Source organism: Pseudomonas sp. CAN1 (assembly GCF_030462585.1).
Lineage (GTDB): Bacteria > Pseudomonadota > Gammaproteobacteria > Pseudomonadales > Pseudomonadaceae > Pseudomonas.
On record NZ_JASMRU010000021.1, the window covers coordinates 19,599 to 44,433 of the forward strand.

Consider the following 24,835-nt stretch of genomic DNA (forward strand, 5'->3'; position numbering starts at 1 on the left):
ACATGACCAGGAGCTTTCACCCGGTGCCCGATATTCCGACTGCCTACGCCAAGCGTTTCGACGCCGTGCTCGCCTACATCGAAGGCCACCTGGAGGGTGACCTTTCGCTGAAGGCCTTGAGCGAGGTGGCGCACTTCTCGGCGTTCCACTTCCACCGGCAATTCACTGCCTATGTGGGTGTGCCGGTTGCACGTTATGTGCAACTGATGCGCTTGCGGCGCGCGGCGCATCGCCTGGTGGCTGGTACGCAGTATTCGGTGCTGGACGCCTCGCTGGATGCCGGCTTCGACAGCCCCGAGGCCTTCAGCCGAGCCTTTCGACGGGACTTCGGCATGGCGCCCAGTGCCTTCCGGCGGCAGCCGAACTGGCAGACCTGGCATGCGGTGTTCGCCATTCCCCATTTTTCCAGGAGCATCACCATGCAGGTACGTATCGTCGATTTCCCCGAGGTCCGGGTCGCCGCCCTCGAACACTGCGGCCCTCCCGCACAGCTCGACGCCAGCGTGCGCCAGTTCATTCAGTGGCGCATGGGCAGCGGGCAGTCGCCGGTAGGCGCGAGCCGCACCTTCGGCATTCCCTACGGCAACCCGGATACCACGCCGGCGGAGGAATTTCGTTTCGACATCTGCGGCGAGATCGGCGAAGCCGTGGCGCCGAACGATTATGGCGTCCGTGAACTGGTCATCCCCGCTGGCCGCTGTGTGGTGGTGCGCCACGTCGGCTCGCCCGATCACATCGGCGAAAGCATCTACCCGATCTATCGTGACTGGCTGCCCGGCAGCAACGAGGAACTGCGCGACCATCCGCTGTTCTTCCACTACTTGAGCATCTTCCCGGAGACGCCCCTGGAGGAGTGGCAGACGGATATCTATATCCCGCTGCAATAACGCGGGCTCTCACACCTGGCCGTCGCCCGAGATGCTCGTGGCGGCGGCATCCTTTGTTGCGAGGGCTTATCCGGCCACGGCAGGGGAGCTTTTGACGAAGTCGATGAAGGCTCGCAGGGGCGATGGCAGATGGCGACGTCCGGGGTAGTACAGGAATGGGCCGGAAAAACTCTGCCACCAGGGCTCCAGTACCGGTTCCAGCGCGCCGCTTTCGAAATGCGGGCGCAACCAGTCCTCGAACAGATAGATGACCCCCAGCCCATCGACAGCCGCCTGCACGGCCAGGTCGACGGCGCCGCCGATGCGCACGATCAATGGCCCTCCGGGGTCGAGGCTGAAGGTCTCTCCGTCTTTTTCGTAGTCCCAGAGCGGCATCGCTCCGCTGGGAAATTTCCCCCGCAGGCAGGCGTGCTGCAGCAGGTCACGGGGATGCTCGGGGCGGCCATGGGCGTCGAGGTAGGCCGGCGAGGCCGCCGTGGCGCAGCGTTGCAGGCGCGGGCCGATGGGCACGGCGATCATGTCCTGCTCCAGGCGTTCATCGTAGCGAATGCCGGCATCGCAACCGGCGGCCAGCACGTCGACGAAGCTCTCCTCGGCGATCACCTCCAGGCGAATGTCCGGATAGGCTTTCAGGAAGGGCGTGATGATGGCCGGCAGGACCAGCCGTGCCGCGCTGAGCGGCACATTCAGTTTCAGGGTGCCCTTTGGGCGGTCGCGGAAATCATTGACGACATCCAGCGCCGAGGAAACCTCGTCCAGTGCTGGCACGATGCGCTCCATCAACAGCCTGCCGGCTTCGGTGGGCAGGATGCTGCGGGTGGTGCGGTTCAGCAGGCGAACTCCCAGCCCGGTTTCCAGGCGCCGCACGGCATCGCTGAGACTGGAGGCGGATTTGCCGCTGAGCCGCGCACCTTCGCGAAAGCCCCCCGCGTTCACTACGGCGACGAAGGCCAGCAAGTCCTGAATGTCGCTTGTCATTGTTCGCTCTCCCGTACAACCCGTGCCGATTGCAGCTGATTATCGGCGCAGTGGTCAATGCCTATAGTGGTCTCACACAGTCATTCAACGAGGCAGACGACATGAGCAACGCCAGGCAGGCGGGGACCTTTTCCCTGGGTAAAGGCAGCGTCAATCGCATGGGCTACGGCGCCATGCAACTCGCCGGTCCGCAGGTGTTCGGCCCGCCACGGGATCGGGCGGCGGCCATCGCGGTGTTGCGCGCAGCGCGCGAGGCCGGGGTGAATCACATCGACACCGCGGACTTCTACGGTCCCCACGTGACCAATCAGTTGATCCGCGAGGCCTTGCATCCCTACGACGAAGACCTGGTGATCGTCACCAAGGTCGGCGCCATACGCGGTGCGGATGCCTCCTGGAACCCCGCGCATACGCCCCAGGCGCTGGTCAGCGCGGTGCATGACAACCTGCGCAACCTGGGCGTGGAGGCGCTGGATGTCGTCAACTACCGCGCCTGGGGCAACATGCACGCGCCTGACGAGGCCTCCATCGAAGAAGGTTTCAGCACCCTGGCCGAGCTGCAACGCCAGGGTCTGATCCGCCACCTCGGGCTGAGCAACGTATCGGCGGTGCAGGTGAAACAGGCCCAGCAGATCGCTCCGCTGGTCTGCGTACAGAATCACTACAACCTGGCGCACCGCGCAGACGAGTCGCTGATTGCCGAACTGGCGCGGCAAGGCATCGCCTATGTGCCGTTCTTCCCGCTGGGCGGCTTCACGCCATTGCAGTCGGAAGCCCTGACGGGTGTCGCTGCGCGCCTGAGCACATCGCCGCTGCGCGTGGCCCTGGCGTGGTTGCTGCAGCGCTCACCGAACATCCTGTTGATTCCAGGCACGTCGTCAGTCGAGCACCTGCGCGAGAACCTCAGTGCCAGCGAGCTGGTGATCCCGGCTGAGCTGCTGGCTGAACTGGATGATGTGGCGTAGTCCTCGTTCGGGGGCTGCATGTTGTGCCGCTTCGACCTTCGAAGAGGGGAGCCTTCGTTCACTGTGGGAGCGGCGCAATGGCGGTGCACTTGATCTCGACCAGGAGCCCGGGATGGGCCAGTTCTACAACACCGATGCAGGTCCAGGCGCAGGTTGCACGGGGGAACAGGCGGTCCTTCACCTGACGGAATAGCGGCATGTGTTGTTGCAGGCCGACATGGTAGGTGGTCAGGTCGACGATATCCTCGAACCCACAGCCACCGGCTGCCAGAACCAGCCGCAGATTCTCCCACGCCGCCAGAAACTGCTGCTGGGGATCGAGGATCACCTCCAGGTCGGCTGTGCGGCCAACCTGCCCAGCGCAATACAGCGTCGCTCCGACTTTCACGGCAGGCAGGTACCCGGCCCGCTCGACCAGGGCTTGCATGGATTCTGGAATTACGGGTTGACGGTCAGGCATGTGGCTCTCGGTGGGAAGAGTTTCCAGGGGGGCGGGCAGCTGCATCGACAGGCAATGCAGCCGGCCAGTGGCGGAGAACGTCGCCCTTCGATTCTACGGGACCACAGGCCGCCTGGCTCATCAAGGGATCAGGTACCTGTCGAGCAGGGGAGTTGCCGGGGAGCTTTCGTCTCGGAAGTCTGCCCGCAGATGCCGGCGAACTTGGGCTGAACTCCGCCGCCAGCGGGCCAGTCCACTGGCAAAGAATCTGCGGAGGCGGGGATGAAACGACGCTACAGCGTGCCCATGCTGAGCATCCTGGCGATCCTGCTGGTGCTGTTGATCGCGCACATCGCCTTGCCCTATGTGATCCGTGATTACCTCAACGGCAAGCTGGAGCGCATGGGCGATTACCATGGGCAGATCGCCGACGTGGACTTGGCCCTGTGGCGGGGTGCCTATCGGATCAACGGCCTGAAGATCGTCAAGGTCAACGGCAAGGTGCCTGTGCCGCTCCTCGACGCGCCGGTGATCGACCTGTCGGTCAGCTGGCACGCGCTGTGGTACGACCATGGCATCGTGGCGCGGGTGGTATTCCAGCGTCCGGAGCTGAATTTCGTCGATGGTGGCGACAAGCAGAACTCCCAGAGCGGTGCCGGTACCGACTGGCGGGAACAGTTGAACAAGCTGCTGCCGATCACCCTGGATGAAGTGCGCATCGCCGACGGCCGCATTCATTTCCGCAACTACCAGTCCAGGCCGCCGGTACACCTGACCGCCAGCACGGTGCAGGCGAGCCTGTACAATCTCACCAATGTGGCGGATGACAAGGGCGAGCGAGTGGCGCGCTTCGAAGGCCGTGCGCAGCTGTTCGGCCAGGCACCGGTGGAAGTGCAGGCGGCGTTCGACCCGTTCGATAACTTCGAGGATTTCGAGCTGCGCCTGCGTGCCAGCGATATCGAGTTGCGGCGGGTGAATGACTTCGCCTCGGCCTACGGCAAGTTCGACTTCAACCGTGGTCACGGCACGCTGGTGATCGAAGCGCGCGCGGACAAGGGTCAGCTCAGTGGTTACATAAAGCCGCTGTTGCGCGACGTCGACGTGTTCAACTGGCAGCAGGACGTGGAAGAGAAGGACAAGAGCCTGTTCCGTTCCATCTGGGAAGCCCTGGTCGGTGGCGGCGAAACAGTGCTGAAGAACCAGGGCAAGGACCAGTTCGCCACCCGCGTCGATCTCAGCGGTAACGTCCATCGCCAGGATATCAGCGCCTTCCAGGCATTCCTCGGGATCCTGCGCAACGCCTTCATCCAGGCCTTCAATGCGCGGTATGAGCGCAATGCACCGGACGAGTGAGGCACGGTTCTGAACCAGTCAGCTCGCAGGCCTGCGTCCGCTTGCGATGACTGACCAGCGCTCGCTCACTTCATGCGCTGTTCCGCGCCGGCATCTTTCCAGAGCCGGAAGGAGGAAAGAACTCACAGGGCAGGCGGCGCCGGGCAGCGCGCCCTGTGTTTTCCCAGCCATTCCCTATGCCGCGCAGGCTCCGCCAGCTTCACGCTGCGTGCGTGGTGCCGTGCGGATCAGTCCGAAGTGGGTTCCGCTGCGGGGCCTTCGGCGGCGGGCGTGGCTTGCGATTTGGCCTTCGCGCGGTTTTTCCGGTCCTGGCTGCGCTGCCGCGAAGCCTGCTGCTTGGCGTATTGCGCTTGAGCGGCGGTCACCGTGCCAGCCACCTGGCCATTGAGGTCCAGGCGTGGCGCATTCTCGGTCATGCAGGCCCAGTAGCGAACACCCTTGCACCAGGCGGCGATGCCCAGCTTCAGCTGTTCGCTGTTCACCCCGAGCAGCTGCAGGTGTTGCTCGGCATCCTTGAGGATCCCCTCCTTGAGCGGAACCTTGGGCGCCGGATTGACCGGGAAGGCCAACGGGAAGTGCTTCTGCAAACGCCAGATCGCTTCCACCGCGGGATCCTGCTCACGCGGCTTGCTCTGTGAAGAAGGCTTGTTCTGTGCAGAAGGCTTGCGCTTGGGGCGCGCCGCGCGCTCGCTGTTTGCCTGCTCTTTGTCAGCCCGCAGGCGGTCACGTAGCTCGGCTAGTTGTTCAAAACCCATTGTTCGATTCACAGCTTCCGGTTGATTGCGTGGTGCAAGGTTATTTCATATGGCGCCGGAGAGCATCTGAATCTGGATGGATTGCTGCGAATTTCACCAATACCTGCCCCGATCGGTAGCTGTCGTCGATATTCGGCTGCATGCGCTGCTCGACGTCCCGCGGCTTGTTCTGCTGAAGCGTCGACCCGGTCTTGCTCAGGTGATGGCCAGGCGTCACCTTGAGCAGGGCGCTTGGAGAGTTCCGGCTGCCCAGACAATCAGGAAGGAATTGGCCGTAGCGTGACGCGAAATGCCAATCTGGATACATTTCCCCCCTTCATCGAAGGGAGGGAATCCTCTATGCAATGCCCTGAATGCGGACATACACCAGCTGCAGGCGAACAAACCGATCCTACTCGTTGCCCTGAGTGCGGGATCTACTACCACAAGGCTCTCCAGGCGAGAGTGCAGCAGCTGGAGCAGGAAAAACTCCAGGCGGCGAGCAGCTCCGTCCGAGTTGCCACTCCGACAGCTGCGCAGCAGCAACGCAATGTGCAGGCAGTCACCAGCAAGTATCCAGGGGCGCATCCTGTAGTGGTCATGGATGTGAACATGAGCTTTGGCTCAATGGTTATCTTCATGATCAAGTGGGGTATCGCTTCGATTCCTGCGCTGATAATCCTCGGGGCGATCTACGTGTTTGCAGTGACCTTCCTTTTCGGATTTCTGGGGGCAACGCTCTCACGCTGACAAGCTGTCTTCCGGGGGGCGCAAGCCAGCAGAACGTCCTAGCAAGGCCCAGGGGCCTCTCTCCAGGGCCCTCAGTCCGCCGGTGCCGTTACGACGAAGCTGGCTGCCGAGCAGAGCCGTCGCCACGGCCAGTTTGGCCAGCGAGCATCGGCCGGCGGAGCAGACGCTCAGCGCATGCTCCAACCTGCATGGGCGGGCAGTTGAGAAGGCAGACCGCCGGGGGCTGCCTTTGCATGACTTCGAGGTATGGAGTTGGCAGGCGGGGGTGGCCGCTACCGACCCATAGCGGACGCTCGCTCAATGGGCGCTGCGATGAATCAGCCAGGTAATGAATGCTACGAACGGGGCGAACAGAATCAAGCCACCGACAACGACTGCCCATCCCCAAAAGCAGACACTTCCGCCCTACTTGGTTTCGACGGCGCTGGCTGGGAGTTCAAGGAACACTGTCTGCTCAACCGCAGCTCGACCCGAACCTGCGCAGCCTGCATCACGTGGCGGGCGGGCATTACCACGCGATTGGTGAGGCGCTACAAGCCTGAGCCATCACACCAGTACATTGCCGCCATCCACCACCAGCGATTGGCCATTGGCGAAGCCACTGCGCATGAGGAACAGGTAGGCAGCGGCGACGTCCTCCACTTCGCCTATTCGCCCGACCGGCAGGCGAGCGGCAACGCTTTGGTAAAGCGCCTGCCGTTCGCTCTCTCCCATGTCGCGCCACAACTCGGTACGCACCAGACCGGGCGCCACGGCGTTGATGCGTAACGGTGCCAGCTCTAAGGCCAGGGCCCTCACGAGCGAGTCGATGGCGCCGCAAACGCTGGCGGCCAGGCTCCAACCTGAACTGGGTCGGATGCCGGCGATACCGCCCGAAAGCACGATTGACCCATTAGGACGAATCCACCTCACGGCATGACGTATTGCCACGAGCGCCGACCAGAAACGCAGTTCGAAGGCGTGCCGGGCATTCACTGAATCCAGTTCGGCCAGCGGGCTCAACAGCAAGCGGTCGCCGGCACTGTAGACCAGATGGTCGATTGCCCCGACTTCCGTGAAGAAAGCCGCAATGGCTTGATGATCGGCGAGATCAAGCAAGCGGCCACAGGCACCTTTGCCAAGTTGGGCCAGGGCACTTTCAAGGCGCAATGGGTTGCTTGAAGCGATGGTCACGCTGGCACCCTCGGTCAGAGCCTGCCGGGCCACTTCTAGGCCGATGCCGGATGAGCCGCCAAGGATGACGATGTGCTTGTCACGCAATGCGGGAAGCTGGGTAGACATGTTTGTATCTCCGCGGTTAGTTGCTGCGTATCTGGCCGAGAGCCAAGGCAATGAGCGCCAGAAGGGCGGCTATACCGGCAAGCCAGTGCCAGCCGAGTTGCAACAAGGGCATCGCCAGTGCCGAGCCGAGGGCACCGCCAAGGAAAAAAACGGCGATATACAGGCCGTTCAGTCGGCTACGGGCCCTGACATCAAGCGCCAGCACCTGGCGTTGTGCGGCCACGTGACTAATCTGCACGCCGGCATCGATCAGCAGGGCCGCCAGTAACCAACAGGGCAACGTGGGCAGGGCAATGCTCAGCAGAAAGCCGCTCGCTACCAGCACTGCACCCCAGCCTCGCAATGCGCTGGAATGGCCGCTGTCGGCGAGGCGGCCGGCCAGCGGTGCGACCAAGGCTCCGGCGGCGCCGGCCAGGGCGAACAGTGCTATATCCTGTGCATGCAGGCCGAAGCGTTCGGCCAGCAGCACAGGTGCACCAACCCAGAACAGACTGAATGCGGCGAACAAGCAGGCCTGTGCCGCGCTGCGTCGGCGTAGTTCGGCGTGCCTGCCCAGCAGTTGTGCCAGGGACGCGAGCAGGGCTGGATAGCTAAGCGTCGAGTTGGCTCGATGATGTGTCAGGCGCCAGGCCAGTAATGCACCGAGCAGACTGACCAGCAGCGCGTCTGTCGCAAACAGGGCGCGCCAGCCAAATGCATCGGTGATCAGGCTGGCCAGGGGGCGGGCCAGCAGAATGCCCAACAGCAAGCCGGCGGTGACGCTACCGACGGTGCGCCCCCGGGTGCTGTCGCTACTCATGTGCGCTGCCAGGGGTACCAGCAATTGCACGGCGCAGGAGCCCAGGCCGACAACGAGTGCCGCCAGCAGCAGAACGCCGACATTGCTGGCGCTGGCCATCACCAGCAGTGCCAACACTTGCACGAACGCCAGGGCCAGGACTAAACGACGGTTCTCCAGCAGATCGCCCAGCGGCACCACCAGCAACAGGCCCAGGCAGAAACCCAGCTGGCTGGCGCTTACGGCTAGCCCCGCCTGCCAGGAGACGATCCCCAGATCAGTGGCGATCACCGAAAGTATTGGTTGGGCCAGATAGCTGCCCGCGGCAAATGTGCCACAGGCCACTGCCAGCAGTGCCGTCGATGAACGGCCGCTACCGGTCAGCGCAATGCTGCCAGTTCTCATGCGAACTCCCTCAGGCCTGCCGTTGGATCAGGTCGGCGAGTACCGTTTCCAATTCGGTGGTGCCGCATATCGCCGTGCCTGCGAAGTTGATCCAGCCTTGATTGAATCCATCGAGCATCTGCATGCGCGGCAATGGGTTGTGCATGCCCTGGCTGTGGAAAAGCTGCTCCCAGGTGTCACGCGGTACGCTGCGTGCCTGCACGTCACGACCCAGCAGTCGCCCGAGCGTGGCGGCCAGACGTTGTGGCGAGATGCGCCGCGGCCCTTCCAGCTCGACGATGCGTACGCCCTGCCAGGACTCTTGCAAAAGCATGGAGGCAGTGCAGCCGACATCGGCAGTGGCGACCATTGGCACGGCTTTGTCCAGTGGCTGCAGGAAGCTGTGCAGCACGCCCTCGTCGCGCGCCGGAGCGATGTCCCACAGGCTGTTTTCCATGAACCATGCGGCGCGTAGGAAAGCGACCGGCATCGGCAACTGGCCGAGTTGTTGTTCCATGTCACTGAGTTGGCTGAGCAGGTTGGACTGGCTGGCCTGGGCGCCGATGGTCGACAGGCATACGACTTTGGCCGGCTGAGCTGTCTCCAGCGCCGAGCGAAGGGTCGAGACGATATAGCGTGATTCGAGGAAGTCTGGGCTCGGGTCGAAGTTCGGTGGCAGCAGCACGAACACCGCCTCGGCACCTTTGAAAGCGCGGGTCAACGCGGCAGCGTCACGCATATCCGCCAGGGCCAGCTCACAGCCTTGGCGCAGCCATTCGCCGCCCTTGGAGGCATCGCGCACTACCGCGCGTACGTTCTTGCCGGCAGCGAGGAGGTTGCGGGCCACGGTGCCGCCTACCTGGCCGGTGATTCCAGTGATCACATACATGGGGATAATCCCTATTGCGACCGGCGGTTGCCGGGTTCGCAAGCAGTCTCTCCTCAGTCGATTGATCAATCGATAACATGGAAGGCATTTTATTGATGACATAACGGCATTAAATATGAGCTTCGATGAGCGCACCCTGAATGGCATGAGTGTGTTCGCCGCCATCGTCGACACCGGCAGCTTCGCGGGTGCAGGTGAGGTGCTGGACATGTCCCAACCTGGCGTCAGCCGGGCGTTGGCGCGGTTGGAGAAACGCCTCGGCATTCGCCTGTTTGATCGCACTACGCGCTCGGTAACCCTGACCGACGACGGTCGGCGCCTGCATGAGCAGGTACTGCCTTTGCTGACTGCATTGGAGGAGGCGGCCAGCTCGGTCACTGCTGGTGCTCGGGTGGTGCGTGGGCGCTTGAGGGTCAATGTCGATCCTTTCTTCGCCCGCCTGATCCTTGGCCCGCGATTGGGGGCGTTTCTCGATGCCCATTCGCAGTTGGAACTGGAACTGATCACTCGCGACCGACTGGGTGACATGGTCGCCGATGGCTTCGACCTGGCGCTTCGTTTCGGTGAGCCGCGTACTTCCAGCCTGGTCGCGCGCAAGTTGCTGGACACGCGCATCCTTACAGTCGCGGCGCCTTCCTATCTGAAACGTCATGGTCGCCCACTGCAGCCGCAGGACTTGAACGGACATCGCTGCATCCAGTTTCGCGATCCTGAAACCGGGCGGCCGTTCGACTGGGAGTTCCATCGTGGCAGTGAGCGCCAGGTGGTGGATACCCGTGGACAGTTACTGGTCAACGATGTCGGCAGTCTGCACAGCACCTGCCTGGCGGGATACGGCATTGCCCAGATCATGGCGCTGGGCAGTGACTTGCTGCTGACGGATGGGAGGCTGGTGGAATTGTTCGCGGACTGGCCGGACGAGCGTTTCCCGCTATACGCCCTGTATCCGTCGAGGCATAACCCGCCGGCCAAGGTGCGGGCTTTTCTCGATTTCGTCTTGCAACTGGTCGCGGCCTGAAACGACTGCCGAATCTTTGGCAGGCGATCAGCGCGCCGGCGGCAGCGCTACGCCGATAAGCACGAAGTGAATCGCCCCGGCCGTCCTAGTCACTTTCAAAGCTCAAATAGATGTCCATTGAGCCGCAGCATGACTGTCCGCTCTTGGCCGTAAGCAGCCGCAATCCAATCGGCTGGTTGGTCCTGCCGCCGTGAACCTGGCAGAGTCTGCGGCGGCTACCAGCCATAGTCTTCCATGATGTGCTTGAACTGATTTGCCAGCTTCACTCGACATTCCGACTCGTGGACACTGGACCACGCCCCGCCGTAGGTGTCGCTCATGGAGCTGCAGAAATCGGCGCGGAACTTCTCCCAATGGTCTTTCGCCGATGCAAGTCGGCTGGCGGAGTCTTTCCTGGGCTCCTGTTCGGCTTCTTTCAGGAGTTGCCCGTATCTCTTCTCCATATCCTCATTGGCTTTTTTCCAGGCTGGGTAGCTTGTATTGGCGTACTCAACCATTGCCGGCTCCGCTGTCGAGTAAAGCGGCAGCGTGGCGAGCAGGAGCAGAGGAATCCGGCGAGCCGCCACCGCGAGAGTGGTAGCAGCAGTCAGGAGACGGGGCGCGAACGAGTGTGCGGCAGGCATCCTTGTTCATCCTTGAGCGGTGGGCCTGGCATCGAGCATAGATCAGCGTGCGCCATTGGCCGACAGTTCAGTTGCCGCTGTCGCGGAAATCCGCCACCACCTCGCGGGCGCTGTCATGGCCGCAGGGCCAGTGCTTTGGCCGCCACGGCCATCGGGTGAGCGAAGCGCTGGCTACTAGACTGCGGCTACTCAACACCTAACACCTGACAGAAGGAGCAGCACATGGCTTTCGACAACCAAGTGGTCTGGATCACCGGGGCATCCTCCGGTATTGGCGAGGCCCTGGCTCGCCTGCTGCTGCAACAGGGGGCGCGGGTCATTCTTTCAGGCCGGCGTGAAGCCGCGCTGCAGGCGGTTGCCGAGCAGGCGCCACAGAACGCCCTGGTGCTGCCGTTCGAAACCACCGACTACGCCGCGCTGCCGCAGGTGGTCGAGCAGGCCTGGGCCTGGCAGGGTCGTGTCGACTGCCTGATCAACAATGCCGGCATCAGCCAGCGCAGCCTGGCCGTGGATACCCGCTTCGAGGTCTACCGCGAGCTGATGGAGGTCGACTACCTGGCACCGGTGGCCCTGACCCAGCTGTTGCTGCCGCGCCTGGTCGCCCAGGGCAGTGGCCAGTTGGCGGTGGTCAGCTCGGTGGCCGGCAAGGTCGGCGTCCCGTTGCGCACCGGCTACTGCGGCGCCAAGCACGCCGTGGTCGGCTACTTCGAAGCCTTGCGCGCGGAGGTCGAACAGGCCCATGGCATCCGCGTCAGCGTGATCCTGCCCGGCTCGGTGCGCACCGGCGTGGCGGTGAACGCGCTGGGCGGTGACGGCGTGCGCCGCGGCCGCTCCGATGTGAACATCGACAACGGCATGCCCGCCGATGAAGCCGCACGAATCATCGTCGAGGGCCTGGTGGCCGGGCAGCGCAGCATCGAAGTGGTGGAGGGCACTGAGAAGATCGCCCTGCATCTGCGCAGTGCCGATCCCGAGCGGCTGTTCACCCTCACCGCCGCCGAGGGCGCACGCTTGGCCGAGGAGCGCGCCCGTAACGGCAATGCCGATATCGACCCGGGCGCGGTGCAGCGGCTGGACAGCTGATTGCCAACACCGGAACGAAAAAAAGCCCAGGTTTGCACCTGGGCTTTTTCATGGTGGCGACAGTCGCGTCCTGAATCGGCTTCGGGGCCTCGGCGAGCCTTCGCGCTGGCTACTTCTTCGGATAGGAGAAGGAGTACGAGTTGCACGCATCCCCCACGCTTTTCCAGGTCTTGAAGTCGGTAATGACGTTCTGCGCGTTGAAGGTCAGCTCCAGGCGGCACTCCTTGCCGTAGCTTTCCTCGTAGGAGCGCGGGGTCACCATGGTGCTGCCGCCAGGCCCGGCCGACAGTTCGTTGTAGCCCTGGGTGCGGGTGTACTGCGTGGTGTAGATCCAGCGGGCGACCGAGTTGTTCTGCTCGTCCCTGACCACGTCGCTGGGCTCGCCGAACTGGTCGACGGCTTCCTGCAGGGGGCGACCTTCCCAGTCCTTCGCGTCCATCAGGTCAGGGATGCCCTGGAAGTAATGGGAGCAGCCCGAGAGCAGGGTGAGGCCAAGGCTGAGCGTACCGGTGAGCAGAAGCGATTTTGCAGACATGAACGGTCCTTCGTCAGTGGTGGTTGCGCGGGTGGCATGGCGTGGAGTCTACCGAGTGTCAGATACCCGGTTAGCCGACTTGTTCACTCGTTTGTGTATCCCTTGCAGCAGTCTGCCCATGCCGCTGCCTGCGGCGCCGGCGGATTTCCCCTGGCCTGCCGCCGCCATCCTCTGACTTTCGTAGGCTGACTCCCCACCAGAACTCCCGCGCCCGGCAGGGCCGTTCTGCTGTTGCCGAAGAACCTTCCGGCCCCGCCATCAGTCGCCTTCTCGCCGCCTGGGCGATGGGCTCCATAGCGCATCCTGCCTTGCCGCAGGCTCCTCTCGGTCGATTCTCTATTGAAAAAATATTCAGTAGGTGAGCGATTCGCTATTGAATGAATTTTCAGTATTGCCTAGGATCGCCCAGCCTGAACAAGAACAACATGAGGGGATGCGCATGCCGCAACTCAGAGATGCCGTCTATTGGCGTGGACGAAGCACCGACCTGGTGGTGGAGGCGCGTGCGTTCATCGCCGGCGCCTATGTGGGGGCTAGCGATGGCGAGACATTTGCCGTGCGCAGCCCGATCGATGGCCGCGAACTGGCGCAGGTCGCGTTGTGCCGTGAGGCTGACGTGGAGCGCGCGGTGGCTGCCGCCCGTGGGGCATTCGAGGGCGGTGGCTGGGCCGACCGGGTGCCGCGCGAGCGCAAGGCCGCTCTGTTGCGCTGGGCCGCATTGATGAAGGAACACGCCGAGGAACTGGCGCTGCTGGAGACCCTGGACACCGGCAAGCCCATCGCCGATACCACGGCGGTGGACATTCCCAGTTCCATCTACTGCCTGGAATGGTTCGCCGAGCTGGTCGACAAGGTCACCGGCGAGGTGCCCGCCTGCGATCCGCAGTTCCTCGGCACCGTGACGCGCGAGCCGGTCGGCGTGGTGGCGGCGATAGTGCCGTGGAACTACCCGCTGCTGATGGCGACCTGGAAGTTCGCCCCGGCCCTTGCCGCCGACAACAGCCTGATCCTCAAGCCGTCGGAGAAGAGCCCGCTGAGCGTCCTGCGCATTGCCGGCCTGGCCCGCGAGGCGGGGATTCCCGAGGGCGTGTTCAACGTGGTGCCGGGCGATGGCGAAACCGGTCGCCTGCTCAGCCTGCACCCGCAGATCGACTGCCTGGCCTTCACCGGCTCCGGCGCTGTCGGCCGGCAGATCAGCCGCAACGCGGCGGACAGCAATCTCAAGCGCGTCTGGCTGGAGCTGGGTGGCAAGTCGGCGAACATCGTCATGGCCGACTGCCCGGACCTGCGCCGGGCGGCCCAGGCTGCGGCGGCTGCGGTGTTCAGCAACATGGGCCAGGTCTGCAGCGCAGGTTCGCGCCTGCTGGTGCAGCGCGCCATCGCCGAGCCCTTCATCGCCGAGTTGCTGGAGGCCGCCCGTGCCTATATGCCCGGCGACCCGCTGGACCCGGCCAGCGTCACCGGCAGCCTGATCGATGCCGCCCAGTACCAGCGGGTGCGCCAGTACATCGAGCTGGGCAAGCGTGAAGCCCGCCTGCTGCTGGGCGGCGAGGACTGCGCGACGATCCCCGGCGGCCACTATGTGCAACCGACCGTCTTCGCCACCGACGCCACCTCGCGCATCGCCCGCGAAGAGATCTTCGGGCCGGTGCTGAGCGTCATCGAATTCGAAGAACTGGACGATGCCATCGCTCTCGCCAATGCCAGCGAATACGGCCTGGCGGCGGCCTTCTGGTCGGCCGACCTCGGCGCCATCCGCCGTGCCTCGCGGCGCCTGCGCGCCGGCACCGTGTGGGTGAACTGCTACGACGAGCTGCTCGACATGAACTTCCCGTTCGGCGGCTTCAAGGAGTCCGGCAATGGCCGCGACAACTCCGTGCATGCGCTGGACAAGTACAGCGAACTCAAGTCGACCATCATCCGCTGCTGAAGGTGCATTACCGTGATTGACAACCTTTCCCCCCTGTCGCGGCAGAGCTGGAGCCTGCCACTGCCCATCGAGTACGGCCCCGGCGCGCGCTCCGCGCTGGTCGAGCTGTGCCGTCGGTACGGCATTTCCCGGCCATTGATCGTGACCGACCAGGGCTCGCTGCGCCTGCCCTTCGTGGCCGAGCTGCAGGACCTGCTGAACGATGCCGGCCTGGCCTGCGGGCTGTTCGGCGAGATCGAGCCCAACCCCAGTGACCGCGCCGTGCTCGAAGGTGCCGCGGCGTTCCGTGAGTTGCGTGCCGACGGCATCATCGCCCTGGGTGGCGGCAGCGGCCTGGACGGCGGCAAGGCCGTGGCCCTGGTGGCCCGGCAGACGCGCCTGCCGCTGTGGGCGTTCGATTTCGACAAGCCGGTGCCCGAAGGCCTGGTCGCCAGCGACTTCCCGCCGGTGATCTGCATCCCGACCACCGCCGGCACCGGTGCCGAGACCGAGAGCACGGCCATGCTCACCGACAGTGAACGCGCCATCAAAGGTTGTGTCTGGCACCCGCTGGCGCGCCCGCAAGCGGTGATCCTCGACCCCGAGCTGACCCTCAGCCTGCCGGCGCACCTGACGGCCTGGACCGGCCTGGATGCGGTCATCCATGCCCTGGAAGCCTACTTCGTGCCGACCTTCAATCCGCTCTGCGACGGCGCCGCGCTGCAGGCGCTGGAGCTGCTCTGGGGCTCGCTGGAGCGAGCGGTGGAGCAGGGCGACGACCTCGAAGCGCGCGGCCGCATGCTGATCGGTTCGTGCCTGGCGGGAGTGGCCTTCCTCAAGGGGCTTGGCCTGGTCCACGCGCTCAGCCACATGGTCGGCGCCACCTACAACAGCCACCATGGCCTGACCAACGCGATGATCCTGCCCAGGGTGCTGCGCTTCAACCGCGCGGCCATCGAACCGCGCCTGGGCCCGGTGTGTCGTGCCATGGGCCTGGCGGGCGAAGACTTCGAGAGCTTCCAGCAGGCGATCTGCGCGCGCCTGGACAGCCTGGCCATTCCGGTTTCCCTGGCCTCGCTGGGCCTGCGCCGTGAAGACATTGCCGCCATCGCGCGCAAGGCCATGGGCGACCCGGCGCGGCAGAGCAACCCGCGCCCGAGCAGTCTCGAAGACCTGGAATCCCTGCTGCACCAGGCCCTGGAAGAGGAACGGGCCTAGTCGCGGGAAGCGACGACCTTGCTGTGCTCACAACAATATCAATAAAGGTACGAATCCCATGTCAGCTCCCAAGACTGCCTCCGCCAACGGACGGCTGAATCTGGAAACCCGTTCCATCGACTACGTGCCCCTCGCCGAGCGCCATGGCAAGGCTTGGCACCTCTGGCCCATCTGGTTCTGCGGCGAGGCGCACCTGACCACCCTGGCGGTGGGCATCATCGGCATTGGCATGGGTGCCAACCTGATGTGGTCGGCCATCGCCATCTTCCTCGGGTGCGCCTTCGGCACCCTGTTCATGGCCGGGCACTCCACCCAGGGGCCGCAGATGGGGCTGCCGCAGCTGATCCAGTCGCGGCCGCAGTTCGGCTATCTTGGGGCGCTGCTGGTGTATGTGGTGGCCATCGTCACCTACGTCGGCTACAACGCCTTCAATCAGCTGCTGGTGGGGCAGACCCTGCACGAGCTGTTCGACGCCCCGCAGGAGCCGTCGGCGATCCTCTTCACGCTGCTGGCAATCGCCATGGCGATTGCCGGCTACAACACCTTCCACAAGGTGCAGCGCTGGCTGGCGTTCCTGCTGATCGGGGTGATGGCGGTATTCACCGTCGGCCTGTGCGTCTACGTAAAACTGCCGCAGGAGCAACTGAGCCTCGATGGCTTCAAGGCCACGCCGTTCCTCGCGCAGTTCTTCGTTGCCGCCGCGTACCAGCTGAGCTGGGCGATCTACGTGTCCGACTACTCGCGCTACCTGCCGCCGAATATCAGCGTGCGCTCGTCGTTCTGGTGGACCTACCTGGGCGCCATGATCGGTGGTGTGTGGATGATGCTGATAGGTGCCCTGGCCGCCGCCCTGAGCCCGGGGCAGAACCTTGCCAAGGGCCTGGTGCTGCTGGGCGACATGGTCTTCCACGGATTCGGCGAATTCATCCTGATCCTCGCGGTGATCAGCCTGGTGACCAGTGCTGCGCAGAACTTCTACGGCGCCTCGATCACCCTGCTGAGCATCGTCGACACGGTGAAGAGCCAGACCTCGACCCTGCTCAAGCGCGTGTTGTCGATGCTGGCGGTGGGCGGCGCGGCGATCTTCATCGCGATGACTGCCTCGGACAACTTCGTCAGGGATTTCGGCGACTTCCTGGCCATCCTGCTGTACCTGTTCACGCCCTGGACGGCGATCAACCTGGTGGACTTCTACGTGGTGCGCCACGGCCAGTTCTCGATCCGCGAGATCTTCAAGCCGGACGGTCTCTACGGGCGCTGGAACTGGCGTGGCATCGGTGCCTACCTGGTTGGCTTCGTGGTCATGCTGCCGTTCTCCGCGACCGGACTGTACACCGGCTACGTGGCACGCCAGCTCGACGGCGCCGACGTCAGCATGCCGATCGGCCTGGCGGTGTCGGCGCTGGCCTACTGGTGGTTGTGCCGTTCGCAGGATATCCAGCAGGAGGTCGGCCAGATCCGTCGCCTCGACCAGGGCCTGGAAAGCGGCGCCATGGCCTGAGACCGCGCCATGGCACCTGCGTACTCCGGCAAATCTTGCTAGATTGGCGTCCCCGCCCGGTGCTCCCGCACCGGGCGGGCTTGCCATTCCAGTGAGGGAAGCGGATTCAGCTATGAGTGTGGACAGTCCGGGCGACAAGCCCCGCAAGCGCAGGACCCGGGTAGACGCGGAAACCCGGCGCAAGGCCATCGTCGAAGCCACCATGCGTTGCATCACCCGCTTCGGCCATGCCGGCACCACCATCGAGCGCATCTGCGACGAGGCCGAGGTTTCGGTCGGGCTGATCGGCCACCACTTCTCCAGCAAGGACGAGCTGATGCTCGCCACCTACATGGAGCTGACCATCCAGTTGCGCGAGGAGACCCGTCGCTATCTGGAGACCAAGGGCAGCACGCCGCTGGAGCGCCTCACCGCAATCATCCGCTCCTCGTTCCGCGGCAGCATCTTCAACGAATTCATCCTCACCACCTGGCTCGGCTTCTGGGGTGCTGCGGTGTCTTCCGAGCAGCTGCGCGAGCTCAATCGCAAGCTCTACGCCGACTATCGCAAGGAGCTGGAGGCGGTGTTCAAGGCCATCGCTGCCGAACGCGAACTGGCGCTGGACGCCAAGGGCAGTGCACTGATCATCACCGCGCTGATCGACGGCTTCTGGCTGGAATGGGCGCTGGACCACAAGGCATTCAGCGCCCGCAAGGCGGAGAAGTGCTGCCTGCAGACGGCCCAGCTGCTGACCGGCGTCGTGCCAACCTAGCCCGGTCACTGCATGTTGCGTGCGGGCTTGTTCTACGAGCTGAAATAGCGCCCCAGCAACGCCAGCCCGCTGGCCAGCACCAGCCAGGTCACCAGGCGGATGAAGGCCTCGCGGGACAGTCGCCGGGTCAACTTGCGCCCGACCCAAAGGCCCGCAGCCATCACCGGCAACAGCAGCAGCGCAAGCATCAGCAGCGCGCGGTCGGCATAGACTCCCGCCAGCAGGAACAGCCCCAGCCGCACCACGGTGCTGCAACTGATCAGTGCGCTCTGGGTGGCGCGGGCCTGTTCGGTGGAGGTCAACCGGGCATTCAGGTACAGCGCATAGAGGAAGCCGCCGCTGCCGAACAGGGCGCCGAACAACCCGCCCACCGTGCCTGCCGGCAGCCCCCACCAGGCATTCAGCCGTTGCGGGCGCGCCTTTACGGCCAGGCTGTAGAGCGCGTAACCGCTGACGAAGAGCCCCATCAGCAACAGCAGTACAGCGGACTTGAGCTGCAACAGGAACACCACTCCCATGGTGCAACCAACGGCCATGCAAGGCAGCAGCCGCAGCAGCTCATGGCGCGCAACAGCCTTGCGCGCCGGCAGCCAGTTGCCGAAGGCGGCGACGAAATCCAGCAGCACCAGCAGCGGGATGATCCGCGATAGCGGCATGAAGTGGATCAGCACCGGCCCGGCCACCAGCGCCGTGCCGAAGCCGGCGATGCCGAACACCACATAGGCCGCCGCAATGCCCGCCACCACCAGCAACCAGTCGAGGGCGGAGAAGGGCAGCAGGGCGAGAGCCGAATCCAGCATGGGAAATCCGTGGCGAAGGGGATGAGGCAGAGGTTAGCCAAGAGCGAGCCATGCTGACTAATATGGAAAACCGCCAGGAGCCATCGCAAAAAGAGATCGCAGATATGACCTCCATTCGCCAGTTGCGCTACTTCGTCGACATTGCCGAGTGCGGGAGTTTCACCGGCGCCGCTGAGAACCTGTTCATTGCCCAGTCCGCCCTCAGCCGGCAGATCAAGGAGTTGGAGCAGCACCTCGGCACGCCATTGTTCGAGCGCACCGCGCGCCAGCCACGGCTGACTCCTGCTGGCCAGGCCTTCTACGAGCGCGCACGCCGGCTGCTGGTCGAACTGGACAAGGCCGAGCGCCTGACGCGTGAAATCGGCCAGGGCCTACGCGGCAGCCTGCGCCTGAATCACTCCAGCACCGTGCCCATTACCGGCCTGCTGCTGGAGCGCATGGGGGCCTACCTGCGCGATAACGCCGAGGTCTCGCTGGAAATCGCCCAGCAATCCTCCGAGGCCCAGCTGCAGGACATCGCCGAAGGCAATCTGGATATCGGCCTGCTGCGCCTGCCGGTGCTGCGCCAGCACGACGAGGTGGAAATCCACCCGCTGTTCGACGAGCCGCTGTACCTCGCCGTTGCCGCGCAGCACCCGCGTGCCAGGGCGGCCAGCGTGGAGCTGGCCGAGCTGAGCGAGGAGCGTTTCATCTCGATCCCCCATGGCCATCGCGGCGGGCTCAGCTATCAGTCTGCGGCGCTGTGCATGCAGGCCGGTTTCTTTCCCCGCGCGGCCCAGGTGGTATCGCGCAAGACCACCCAGCTGCAGCTGATCCAGGCTGGTTTCGGGGTGGCGCTGTTGCCCGAGAGCATGCGTGCCCTGGCCCATGAGTCGGTGGTGTTCGTGCCGCTGGCGGACGAGGGCTGCAGCACCAGCGTGGCGCTGGCGTGCGCACGTGGATGTGGGGAGATGGCGCGACGCTTCGTCGAAGTGATGCGGGGGCTGGACGCCTGAAACAAGGCCCCTTCAAAGGGGCCTTGTTTCAACGGTTGCAACGATGGCTCACGGCGTGCCGGTCAGGGCTTTGTAAAGGGTGTCGACGTTGTCGCGGTACAGCCCCAGGTAGGTGCTGGCCGGGCCTTCGCTGGCCAGCGCGTCTGAATGCAGGGTGCCGCCAATCTGCGCGCCGCTTTCCTCGGCGATCTGCTTCATCAGGCGCGGGTCCTTGATGTTCTCCACGAACACCGCGCGGATGTGTTGCTGGCGAATCTGCCGGATCAGCGCGGCGACCTCGGTGGCCGATGGCTCACGCTCGGTGGACAGCCCCTGCGGTGCCAGCAGCTCAAGGCCATAGGCCTGGCCGAGATAGCCGAAGGCATCGTGGGAGGTCACCAGGCTGCGGCGGTCGGCGGGCAGCTTGCCGAGCTTTGCCTTGGCGTAATCCAGCAGCTCATGGGCCTGGGCGAGGTAGGCCGCGGCGTTCTGCTGGTACTCGGCGGCGTTGGCCGGGTCGAGCTTCTTCAGCGCGGTGGTGATGTTGCGCACGTAGAGGTCGGCGTTCGCCAGGTTGTTCCAGGCGTGCGGGTCGGGAATGGTCTGGCCGTCCTCTTCGAGGCTGCGCGGGATTACCCCGGTGCTCGCCTGCACCACCAGCGCGCGGCTCTCGGTGCTCTTCACCAGGCGGTCGAGCCAGGGCTCGAAGCCCAGGCCGTTCTCGACTATCAGCTGCGCGGAGCGCACCGCGCGGGCGTCGTCCGGGGTGGTCTCGTAGGTGTGCGCATCGCTGTCCGGGCCGACCATGTTGGTCAGCTGGATGTGCTCGCCGCCGATCTGGCGGGTGATGTCGGCGAGGATGCTGAAGCTGGTGACCACCTTGAGCTTTTCAGCGGCGGCCAGCGGCAGGGAGAAACAGAACGCACACAGCAGGATCAGGATGCGCATGGGACTTCGTTCCTTGGGTGGGGGATGGGGGATTGCGGGGTGGAATGGTTCATTGCGGGACCGGCAGCAGCCCCCGGCGCAGCAGGCCGTGCACCGGGCCGAACAGGACGGAGAGCAGATAGAACAGCCCGGCGAGCACGACGATGGCCGGGCCGCTGGGCAACGACCAGGCGTAGGACGCCGCCAGCCCCAGCCACACCGCCAGCGCTCCAATGCCGGCAGCCAGCGGCAGCAGGACCGGCAGGCGGCGGCTCCAGAAGCGTGCGGCAGCGGCCGGCAGCATCATCAGGCCGACCATCATCAGCGCGCCGATGGCCTGGAAGCCGATCACCAGGTTGAGCACCACCACGCCGAGGAAGATGCCGTGGGCGAAGGGGCCGAGCCGGCTGACGCTGCGCAGGAACAGCGGATCGAGGCTGTCCAGCAGCAGGCTGCGGTAGATCAGCGCGAGCACGCCCAGGCTCAGCGCGGCGACGCCGAGCATGCCCAGCAGGGTGGTGCGATCCACCGCCAGCGCCGAGCCGAACAGCAACTCCAGCAGGTTCAGGCGCTTGCCGGCGAGGCCGAGCAGCAGCACGCCGCTGGCCAGCGAGATGGGGTAGACCGCGGCGAGGCTGGCGTCTTCCCGCAACCCGGTATGGCGTGTCACCCAGGCAGCCAGGCCAGCGACGGCGAGCCCGGCGCCAAGGCCACCGAAGGTGAGCGCCGGCAGCGACAGCCCGGCCAGCCAGAAACCGATGGCGGCGCCGGGAAGAATGCCGTGGGCGATGGCGTCGCCGATCAGGCTCATGCGCCGCAGGATCAGGAACACGCCCAGCGGCGCGGCGCTCAGGGCCAGCGCGATGCCGCCCAGCAGGGCGCGGCGCATGAAGGCGAATTCGATGAAGGGTTGCCACAGGGCGTGCAGGAACATCATGCCTCCTGCAGCCGTTGGCGCGGGACGATCAATTCGCTGCTGGTGCCGTAGCGACAACCCTCGGCGGCGATGCGCAGGCAATCCGGCACTCTCTCGCGCACCGTCGCCAGGTCATGGCAGACCAGCACCAGGGTGCGGCCCTCGCGATGCCAGTGGTGTACCTGCTGCCAGAGCAGTTCCTGGCTGGTCTCATCGAGGCAGGCGTCGGGTTCGTCGAGCAACAACAAGGGCGCTTCCAGCAGGCTCAGGCGAGCCAGCAGCGCGCGTTGCAACTGGCCGCCGGAGAGGGCGGCCAGGGGGTGCTGCTCCAGCCCCTCCAGGCGCCAGAGGGCCAGCACGGCACGCAACTTTTCCCGGCGCCCGGCGGCGTCCAGCGAGCTGTTCCAGAAGCCGGCGCCGACCAGTTCGCTGAGGCTGATCGGGAACTGCCGGTCGAGTGCCTGCTGCTGTACCAGGTAGCCAATCTCCCGCGGGCGCACGTCGAGCTTGAGCTTGCCTGCCAGGGGCTTCTGCAGGCCGGCGAGCACCTTCAGCAGGCTGCTCTTGCCGCAGCCGTTGGCGCCGATCAGCGCGGTCAGGCTGCCGGTGGCCAGCTTCAGCTGCAACGGCGGCGTCAGTGGCAGCCGGGGAGGGCCCCACTGCAGGGATTGGCAATGGATCATGTGGATTTCCAGCGTATGGGAGGGGGTAGAGAGGCAGGCAGGCTCGGCTGCGCTGACAGTACGATCTCATTGAAGATTTGAGATGTTATAAAGTAACATAAAATTTCCTGCCTTACGTTGCAAGCACTCCCAGATGAACAGACGTCGATTGCTTCAGAGCCTGCTCGCCAGCGCTGCCTGGTTTCCTTCCCTGGCGGCCTTTGCCGGTACCCGCGTGTTGGATGCACGGGTTTTCCAATCCAGCGGCGGTATGCGCCTGGTGCTCGACCTGGACGGTCCGTTCCACTTCCGCACCTTCGCGCTGTCGGCGCCGGAACGCCTGGTGGTCGACCTGGAAGGTGCGCATCCCGGCGCCGACCTCAGTCACCTGAAGCTGCCGAGCGGCTTGCTCAAGGACCTGCGCAGCGGCAACCAGGGCACCGGGCTGCGCCTGGTGCTCGACGTCGCCGAGCCAGTGGACGTCAATGCCTTCGCCCTGGCCCCGGAAGGCGGCAAGGGGCACCGGCTGGTGCTCGATCTGCGCGCGAAGGCGACGCCGCTGGCAGCGGGCACTCCTGCGCAGAAAGCCGCGCACGGCGGGCGCGACATTGTCGTGGTGGTCGATGCCGGCCACGGCGGCAAGGACCCCGGCGCCCTCGGTTCGAAGGGCGAGCGGGAGAAGGACGTCGCGCTGCTGATCGCGCAGAACCTGGCGCGGCGCATCGACCGCCAGCCGGGCTTCAGGTCGCGGCTGGTGCGCAACGTCGATGTGTTCATTCCGCTGCGCCAGCGCGTGGAAGTGGCGCGGCGCTGCAATGCCGACATGTTCGTCTCGGTACACGCGGATGCGGCGCCGCGGCGCTCGGCTTCCGGGGCTTCGGTCTATACGCTGTCCGAGCATGGCGCCAGTTCGACCCTGGCGCGCTTCATGGCCGAGCGCGAGAACGGCGCCGACCTGATCGGCGCCTCCAGCAACCTGCCGCTCAAGGGCAAGGACCCGGCGCTGGCCGGGGTGATCCTCGACATGTCGATCAACGCCACCATCGCCTCCAGCCTCGACCTGGGCCACAGCGTGCTGCGCAGCCTGGGCGGCATCACCCAACTGCACCAGCAGCGCGTCGACCAGGCCGGCTTTGCGGTGCTGAAGTCGCCGGACATCCCGTCGATCCTGGTGGAGACCGGCTTCATCTCCAACGATGCCGACTGCCGTCGCCTGCATGACAGCCGCCACCAGAAGCAACTGGCCGAAGCCATCTTCGGCGGCCTGCATGGCTACTTCCGGCAGCGGCCACCGCAGGACAGCCTGCTGGCCAAGCTGGTACAGGCCGGGCCGGCATCGGGCTAGTCAGGTGTCGAGGTGCTCAGGCGCTCGGGTGTTTGTCTGCAAGGCCTGGCAAACCGGGCGCAGCGACTGCCCGCGCCGCGCTGGAAATGAAAAGCCCCTGTCCCGGCAGGTGCGCGCAAGGCGCAGCCGACGGCACAGGGGCGGGCAGCACTTGGCGTATCAGTAATCCCAGAAGCCGGCGATCCAGCGGAAGGCATCGCCGTCGATGGCCACGCGGCCGACCGAGGGGAAGGGCAGGTGGGTGGCGACGAACAACTCACCGCTGGCCGCCGCCTCGCGCAGCAGGCGCACCCGCACGTGGACCGATTCTTCCGGGTCGTGCTCGAAGCCGTTGTGCCATTCCGGATGGTCGAAGGCCACCGGGAACAGCGCGTCGCCGGCAAAGGTCAGGCGCTCGCCGGCGGAATCGACGTAGACGATGCAGTGACCGGGGGTGTGGCCGCCGGTGAGTTTCGCTACCACGCCCGGCGCTACCTGGAGCTCGTCCTCGAAGATGTGCAGGCGGCTCTCATAGTGGGCCATGAACTCGTTGGCGGTGCGCCGCAGGACGTCCGGCACCGGCTGCGGCATCTCGGTCAGGCTGAAGTCGGGGATCTTCCAGAAGTCGACTTCGGTGGCCGTGACGTGGATGCGCACCTCGGGGCTCAGACCGTTCTTCACGGTGTCGGTGAGCAGGCCGCCGATGTGGTCCATGTGCATGTGGGTGATCACGATATCGGTGATCGACGACAGCTCGATGCCGGCATCCTTCAGACGCTTGGGGAACTGCCCGGCGCGGGGGAAGCCGGGGAACTGGTTGCCCAGGCCGGCGTCGACCAGGATGGTCTGCTCGCCGCTGCGCACCACCAGTACGTTCAGCGCCCAGTCGAACATGTCCGGGCCCAGGTACATCTCCTTGAACCAGGCCGTGCGTTCTTCCGGGGTGGCGTTGGTCGACATGGTTTCGGTCGGCAGCGGCAGCACGCCGTCGCTGACCACCAGCACATTGATCTCGCCCACGCGCAGGGCATAGCGCGACGGCACCAGTTCCTGGGCCGGGGTGCTGGCATCGGGCTGGGCGAAGGTATTCAGGTGCATGGTCATGGTGGTTCTCCTGTTGCTTGTTGGGTCGAGTCCATCAGGCGAGTGGCACTCC

General features: G+C 65.0%; 25 protein-coding genes. 12 read left to right on the forward strand and 13 right to left on the reverse strand.

Going from position 1 to position 24,835, the window contains the following annotated elements; all coding sequences use genetic code 11:
• Positions 1-23: 23 nt before the first annotated feature.
• Entirely contained in the window at positions 24-887 is an 864-nt protein-coding gene (locus tag QO207_RS22520; protein WP_301534517.1) for a GyrI-like domain-containing protein, read from the forward strand.
• A gap of 66 nt (positions 888-953) precedes the next feature.
• Here the strand turns inward: QO207_RS22520 and QO207_RS22525 are convergent, their stop codons facing one another.
• Entirely contained in the window at positions 954-1,865 is a 912-nt protein-coding gene (locus QO207_RS22525; RefSeq protein ID WP_301534518.1) for a LysR family transcriptional regulator, read from the reverse strand.
• Positions 1,866-1,966: 101 nt separating this feature from the next.
• Between QO207_RS22525 and QO207_RS22530 the strand changes: the two genes are divergently transcribed.
• A complete protein-coding gene (locus tag QO207_RS22530) occupies positions 1,967-2,830 on the forward strand; it encodes an aldo/keto reductase family oxidoreductase (RefSeq protein WP_301534519.1) in 864 nt (287 codons plus the stop codon).
• A gap of 58 nt (positions 2,831-2,888) precedes the next feature.
• Here QO207_RS22530 and QO207_RS22535 read toward each other — a convergent pair whose 3' ends face one another.
• Positions 2,889-3,290, reverse strand: coding sequence for a RidA family protein (locus QO207_RS22535; RefSeq protein WP_301534520.1), 402 nt, complete (start codon positions 3,288-3,290; stop codon positions 2,889-2,891).
• Positions 3,291-3,551: 261 nt separating this feature from the next.
• Here QO207_RS22535 and QO207_RS22540 point away from each other — a divergent pair, with 261 nt between their 5' ends.
• Positions 3,552-4,622 (forward strand): DUF748 domain-containing protein, encoded by a 1,071-nt coding sequence (locus QO207_RS22540; protein ID WP_301534521.1) that lies wholly within the window; start codon positions 3,552-3,554, stop codon positions 4,620-4,622.
• Between the two features lie 227 nt (positions 4,623-4,849).
• Here QO207_RS22540 and QO207_RS22545 read toward each other — a convergent pair whose 3' ends face one another.
• Positions 4,850-5,377, reverse strand: coding sequence for a ProQ/FINO family protein (locus QO207_RS22545; protein WP_301534522.1), 528 nt, complete (start codon positions 5,375-5,377; stop codon positions 4,850-4,852).
• Positions 5,378-5,656: 279 nt separating this feature from the next.
• Between QO207_RS22545 and QO207_RS22550 the strand changes: the two genes are divergently transcribed.
• Entirely contained in the window at positions 5,657-6,106 is a 450-nt protein-coding gene (locus QO207_RS22550) for a hypothetical protein (RefSeq protein ID WP_301534523.1), read from the forward strand.
• Between the two features lie 546 nt (positions 6,107-6,652).
• Here the strand turns inward: QO207_RS22550 and QO207_RS22555 are convergent.
• The 3 genes from QO207_RS22555 to QO207_RS22565 are packed head-to-tail and all read right to left on the reverse strand — an operon-like array spanning position 6,653 to position 9,480.
• Complete coding sequence (locus QO207_RS22555) at positions 6,653-7,387, reverse strand: SDR family oxidoreductase (RefSeq protein ID WP_253450092.1); 735 nt, start codon at positions 7,385-7,387, stop codon at positions 6,653-6,655.
• A gap of 16 nt (positions 7,388-7,403) precedes the next feature.
• Positions 7,404-8,570: an MFS transporter gene (locus QO207_RS22560; RefSeq protein WP_301534524.1), complete on the reverse strand. Its 1,167-nt coding sequence runs from the start codon at positions 8,568-8,570 to the stop codon at positions 7,404-7,406.
• 10 nt (positions 8,571-8,580) lie between these two features.
• On the reverse strand, positions 8,581-9,480 hold the full coding sequence (locus QO207_RS22565) for an NmrA family NAD(P)-binding protein (RefSeq protein WP_367620483.1): 900 nt from the start codon (positions 9,478-9,480) through the stop codon (positions 8,581-8,583).
• 73 nt (positions 9,481-9,553) lie between these two features.
• On the opposite strand from QO207_RS22565, the gene QO207_RS22570 reads away from it, so the two are divergent.
• Positions 9,554-10,456, forward strand: a complete 903-nt coding sequence (locus QO207_RS22570; RefSeq protein ID WP_253450086.1) for a LysR family transcriptional regulator — start codon at positions 9,554-9,556, stop codon at positions 10,454-10,456.
• A 215-nt stretch (positions 10,457-10,671) separates the two neighbouring features.
• On the opposite strand, the gene QO207_RS22575 is transcribed toward QO207_RS22570, so the two are convergent.
• Positions 10,672-11,079 carry a lysozyme inhibitor LprI family protein gene (locus QO207_RS22575; protein WP_301534525.1) on the reverse strand — a complete coding sequence of 136 codons (408 nt, stop codon included), beginning with the start codon at positions 11,077-11,079 and terminating at the stop codon, positions 10,672-10,674.
• 222 nt (positions 11,080-11,301) lie between these two features.
• On the opposite strand from QO207_RS22575, the gene QO207_RS22580 reads away from it, so the two are divergent.
• Complete coding sequence (locus tag QO207_RS22580; protein ID WP_301534526.1) at positions 11,302-12,162, forward strand: SDR family NAD(P)-dependent oxidoreductase; 861 nt, start codon at positions 11,302-11,304, stop codon at positions 12,160-12,162.
• Positions 12,163-12,271: 109 nt separating this feature from the next.
• On the opposite strand, the gene QO207_RS22585 is transcribed toward QO207_RS22580, so the two are convergent.
• Positions 12,272-12,697 (reverse strand): hypothetical protein, encoded by a 426-nt coding sequence (locus tag QO207_RS22585; RefSeq protein WP_301534527.1) that lies wholly within the window; start codon positions 12,695-12,697, stop codon positions 12,272-12,274.
• A gap of 439 nt (positions 12,698-13,136) precedes the next feature.
• Here QO207_RS22585 and QO207_RS22590 point away from each other — a divergent pair, with 439 nt between their 5' ends.
• The 4 genes from QO207_RS22590 to betI all read left to right on the forward strand — a co-directional run bounded on the left by QO207_RS22590 (position 13,137) and on the right by betI (position 18,076).
• Positions 13,137-14,627 carry an aldehyde dehydrogenase gene (locus QO207_RS22590; RefSeq protein ID WP_301534528.1) on the forward strand — a complete coding sequence of 497 codons (1,491 nt, stop codon included), beginning with the start codon at positions 13,137-13,139 and terminating at the stop codon, positions 14,625-14,627.
• Between the two features lie 12 nt (positions 14,628-14,639).
• Positions 14,640-15,824 (forward strand): iron-containing alcohol dehydrogenase, encoded by a 1,185-nt coding sequence (locus tag QO207_RS22595; RefSeq protein WP_301534529.1) that lies wholly within the window; start codon positions 14,640-14,642, stop codon positions 15,822-15,824.
• 58 nt (positions 15,825-15,882) lie between these two features.
• A complete protein-coding gene (locus tag QO207_RS22600; protein WP_301534530.1) occupies positions 15,883-17,325 on the forward strand; it encodes a cytosine permease in 1,443 nt (480 codons plus the stop codon).
• Positions 17,326-17,437: 112 nt separating this feature from the next.
• Positions 17,438-18,076: a transcriptional regulator BetI gene (gene betI / locus QO207_RS22605; protein WP_301534531.1), complete on the forward strand. Its 639-nt coding sequence runs from the start codon at positions 17,438-17,440 to the stop codon at positions 18,074-18,076.
• Between the two features lie 32 nt (positions 18,077-18,108).
• Here betI and QO207_RS22610 read toward each other — a convergent pair whose 3' ends face one another.
• Positions 18,109-18,876, reverse strand: coding sequence for a sulfite exporter TauE/SafE family protein (locus tag QO207_RS22610; RefSeq protein ID WP_301534532.1), 768 nt, complete (start codon positions 18,874-18,876; stop codon positions 18,109-18,111).
• 104 nt (positions 18,877-18,980) lie between these two features.
• Between QO207_RS22610 and QO207_RS22615 the strand changes: the two genes are divergently transcribed.
• Positions 18,981-19,871: a LysR family transcriptional regulator gene (locus QO207_RS22615; RefSeq protein WP_301534533.1), complete on the forward strand. Its 891-nt coding sequence runs from the start codon at positions 18,981-18,983 to the stop codon at positions 19,869-19,871.
• Positions 19,872-19,919: 48 nt separating this feature from the next.
• Here the strand turns inward: QO207_RS22615 and QO207_RS22620 are convergent, their stop codons facing one another.
• From QO207_RS22620 to QO207_RS22630, 3 genes are read right to left on the reverse strand one after another with little or no spacing between them, the layout of a single operon-like run.
• Positions 19,920-20,798 (reverse strand): metal ABC transporter substrate-binding protein, encoded by an 879-nt coding sequence (locus tag QO207_RS22620; RefSeq protein ID WP_301534534.1) that lies wholly within the window; start codon positions 20,796-20,798, stop codon positions 19,920-19,922.
• Positions 20,799-20,847: 49 nt separating this feature from the next.
• On the reverse strand, positions 20,848-21,711 hold the full coding sequence (locus QO207_RS22625) for a metal ABC transporter permease (protein WP_301534535.1): 864 nt from the start codon (positions 21,709-21,711) through the stop codon (positions 20,848-20,850).
• Entirely contained in the window at positions 21,711-22,376 is a 666-nt protein-coding gene (locus tag QO207_RS22630) for an ATP-binding cassette domain-containing protein (RefSeq protein ID WP_301534536.1), read from the reverse strand. The genes QO207_RS22625 and QO207_RS22630 overlap by 1 nt, the downstream gene beginning before the upstream one ends.
• Positions 22,377-22,509: 133 nt before the next feature.
• Here QO207_RS22630 and QO207_RS22635 point away from each other — a divergent pair, with 133 nt between their 5' ends.
• Positions 22,510-23,700, forward strand: a complete 1,191-nt coding sequence (locus QO207_RS22635) for an N-acetylmuramoyl-L-alanine amidase (RefSeq protein ID WP_301534537.1) — start codon at positions 22,510-22,512, stop codon at positions 23,698-23,700.
• A 159-nt stretch (positions 23,701-23,859) separates the two neighbouring features.
• On the opposite strand, the gene QO207_RS22640 is transcribed toward QO207_RS22635, so the two are convergent.
• On the reverse strand, positions 23,860-24,783 hold the full coding sequence (locus tag QO207_RS22640; protein WP_301534538.1) for an MBL fold metallo-hydrolase: 924 nt from the start codon (positions 24,781-24,783) through the stop codon (positions 23,860-23,862).
• Between the last annotated feature and the right edge of the window lie 52 nt (positions 24,784-24,835).

Excerpts from the sequence above, each read along its gene's own strand:
- QO207_RS22555 (WP_253450092.1), bottom strand. The coding sequence starts at position 7,387 with ATGTCTACCCAGCTTCCCGCATTGCGTGACAAGCACATCGTCATCCTT.
- QO207_RS22525 (WP_301534518.1), bottom strand. The coding sequence starts at position 1,865 with ATGACAAGCGACATTCAGGACTTGCTGGCCTTCGTCGCCGTAGTGAAC.
- QO207_RS22590 (WP_301534528.1), top strand. The coding sequence starts at position 13,137 with ATGCCGCAACTCAGAGATGCCGTCTATTGGCGTGGACGAAGCACCGAC.
- QO207_RS22630 (WP_301534536.1), bottom strand. The coding sequence starts at position 22,376 with ATGATCCATTGCCAATCCCTGCAGTGGGGCCCTCCCCGGCTGCCACTG.
- QO207_RS22545 (WP_301534522.1), bottom strand. The coding sequence starts at position 5,377 with ATGGGTTTTGAACAACTAGCCGAGCTACGTGACCGCCTGCGGGCTGAC.
- QO207_RS22575 (WP_301534525.1), bottom strand. The coding sequence starts at position 11,079 with ATGCCTGCCGCACACTCGTTCGCGCCCCGTCTCCTGACTGCTGCTACC.
- QO207_RS22540 (WP_301534521.1), top strand. The coding sequence starts at position 3,552 with ATGAAACGACGCTACAGCGTGCCCATGCTGAGCATCCTGGCGATCCTG.
- QO207_RS22580 (WP_301534526.1), top strand. The coding sequence starts at position 11,302 with ATGGCTTTCGACAACCAAGTGGTCTGGATCACCGGGGCATCCTCCGGT.
- QO207_RS22535 (WP_301534520.1), bottom strand. The coding sequence starts at position 3,290 with ATGCCTGACCGTCAACCCGTAATTCCAGAATCCATGCAAGCCCTGGTC.
- QO207_RS22530 (WP_301534519.1), top strand. The coding sequence starts at position 1,967 with ATGAGCAACGCCAGGCAGGCGGGGACCTTTTCCCTGGGTAAAGGCAGC.
- betI (WP_301534531.1), top strand. The coding sequence starts at position 17,438 with ATGAGTGTGGACAGTCCGGGCGACAAGCCCCGCAAGCGCAGGACCCGG.
- QO207_RS22625 (WP_301534535.1), bottom strand. The coding sequence starts at position 21,711 with ATGTTCCTGCACGCCCTGTGGCAACCCTTCATCGAATTCGCCTTCATG.
- QO207_RS22585 (WP_301534527.1), bottom strand. The coding sequence starts at position 12,697 with ATGTCTGCAAAATCGCTTCTGCTCACCGGTACGCTCAGCCTTGGCCTC.
- QO207_RS22635 (WP_301534537.1), top strand. The coding sequence starts at position 22,510 with ATGAACAGACGTCGATTGCTTCAGAGCCTGCTCGCCAGCGCTGCCTGG.
- QO207_RS22620 (WP_301534534.1), bottom strand. The coding sequence starts at position 20,798 with ATGCGCATCCTGATCCTGCTGTGTGCGTTCTGTTTCTCCCTGCCGCTG.
- QO207_RS22560 (WP_301534524.1), bottom strand. The coding sequence starts at position 8,570 with ATGAGAACTGGCAGCATTGCGCTGACCGGTAGCGGCCGTTCATCGACG.
- QO207_RS22615 (WP_301534533.1), top strand. The coding sequence starts at position 18,981 with ATGACCTCCATTCGCCAGTTGCGCTACTTCGTCGACATTGCCGAGTGC.
- QO207_RS22610 (WP_301534532.1), bottom strand. The coding sequence starts at position 18,876 with ATGCTGGATTCGGCTCTCGCCCTGCTGCCCTTCTCCGCCCTCGACTGG.
- QO207_RS22640 (WP_301534538.1), bottom strand. The coding sequence starts at position 24,783 with ATGACCATGCACCTGAATACCTTCGCCCAGCCCGATGCCAGCACCCCG.
- QO207_RS22570 (WP_253450086.1), top strand. The coding sequence starts at position 9,554 with ATGAGCTTCGATGAGCGCACCCTGAATGGCATGAGTGTGTTCGCCGCC.
- QO207_RS22600 (WP_301534530.1), top strand. The coding sequence starts at position 15,883 with ATGTCAGCTCCCAAGACTGCCTCCGCCAACGGACGGCTGAATCTGGAA.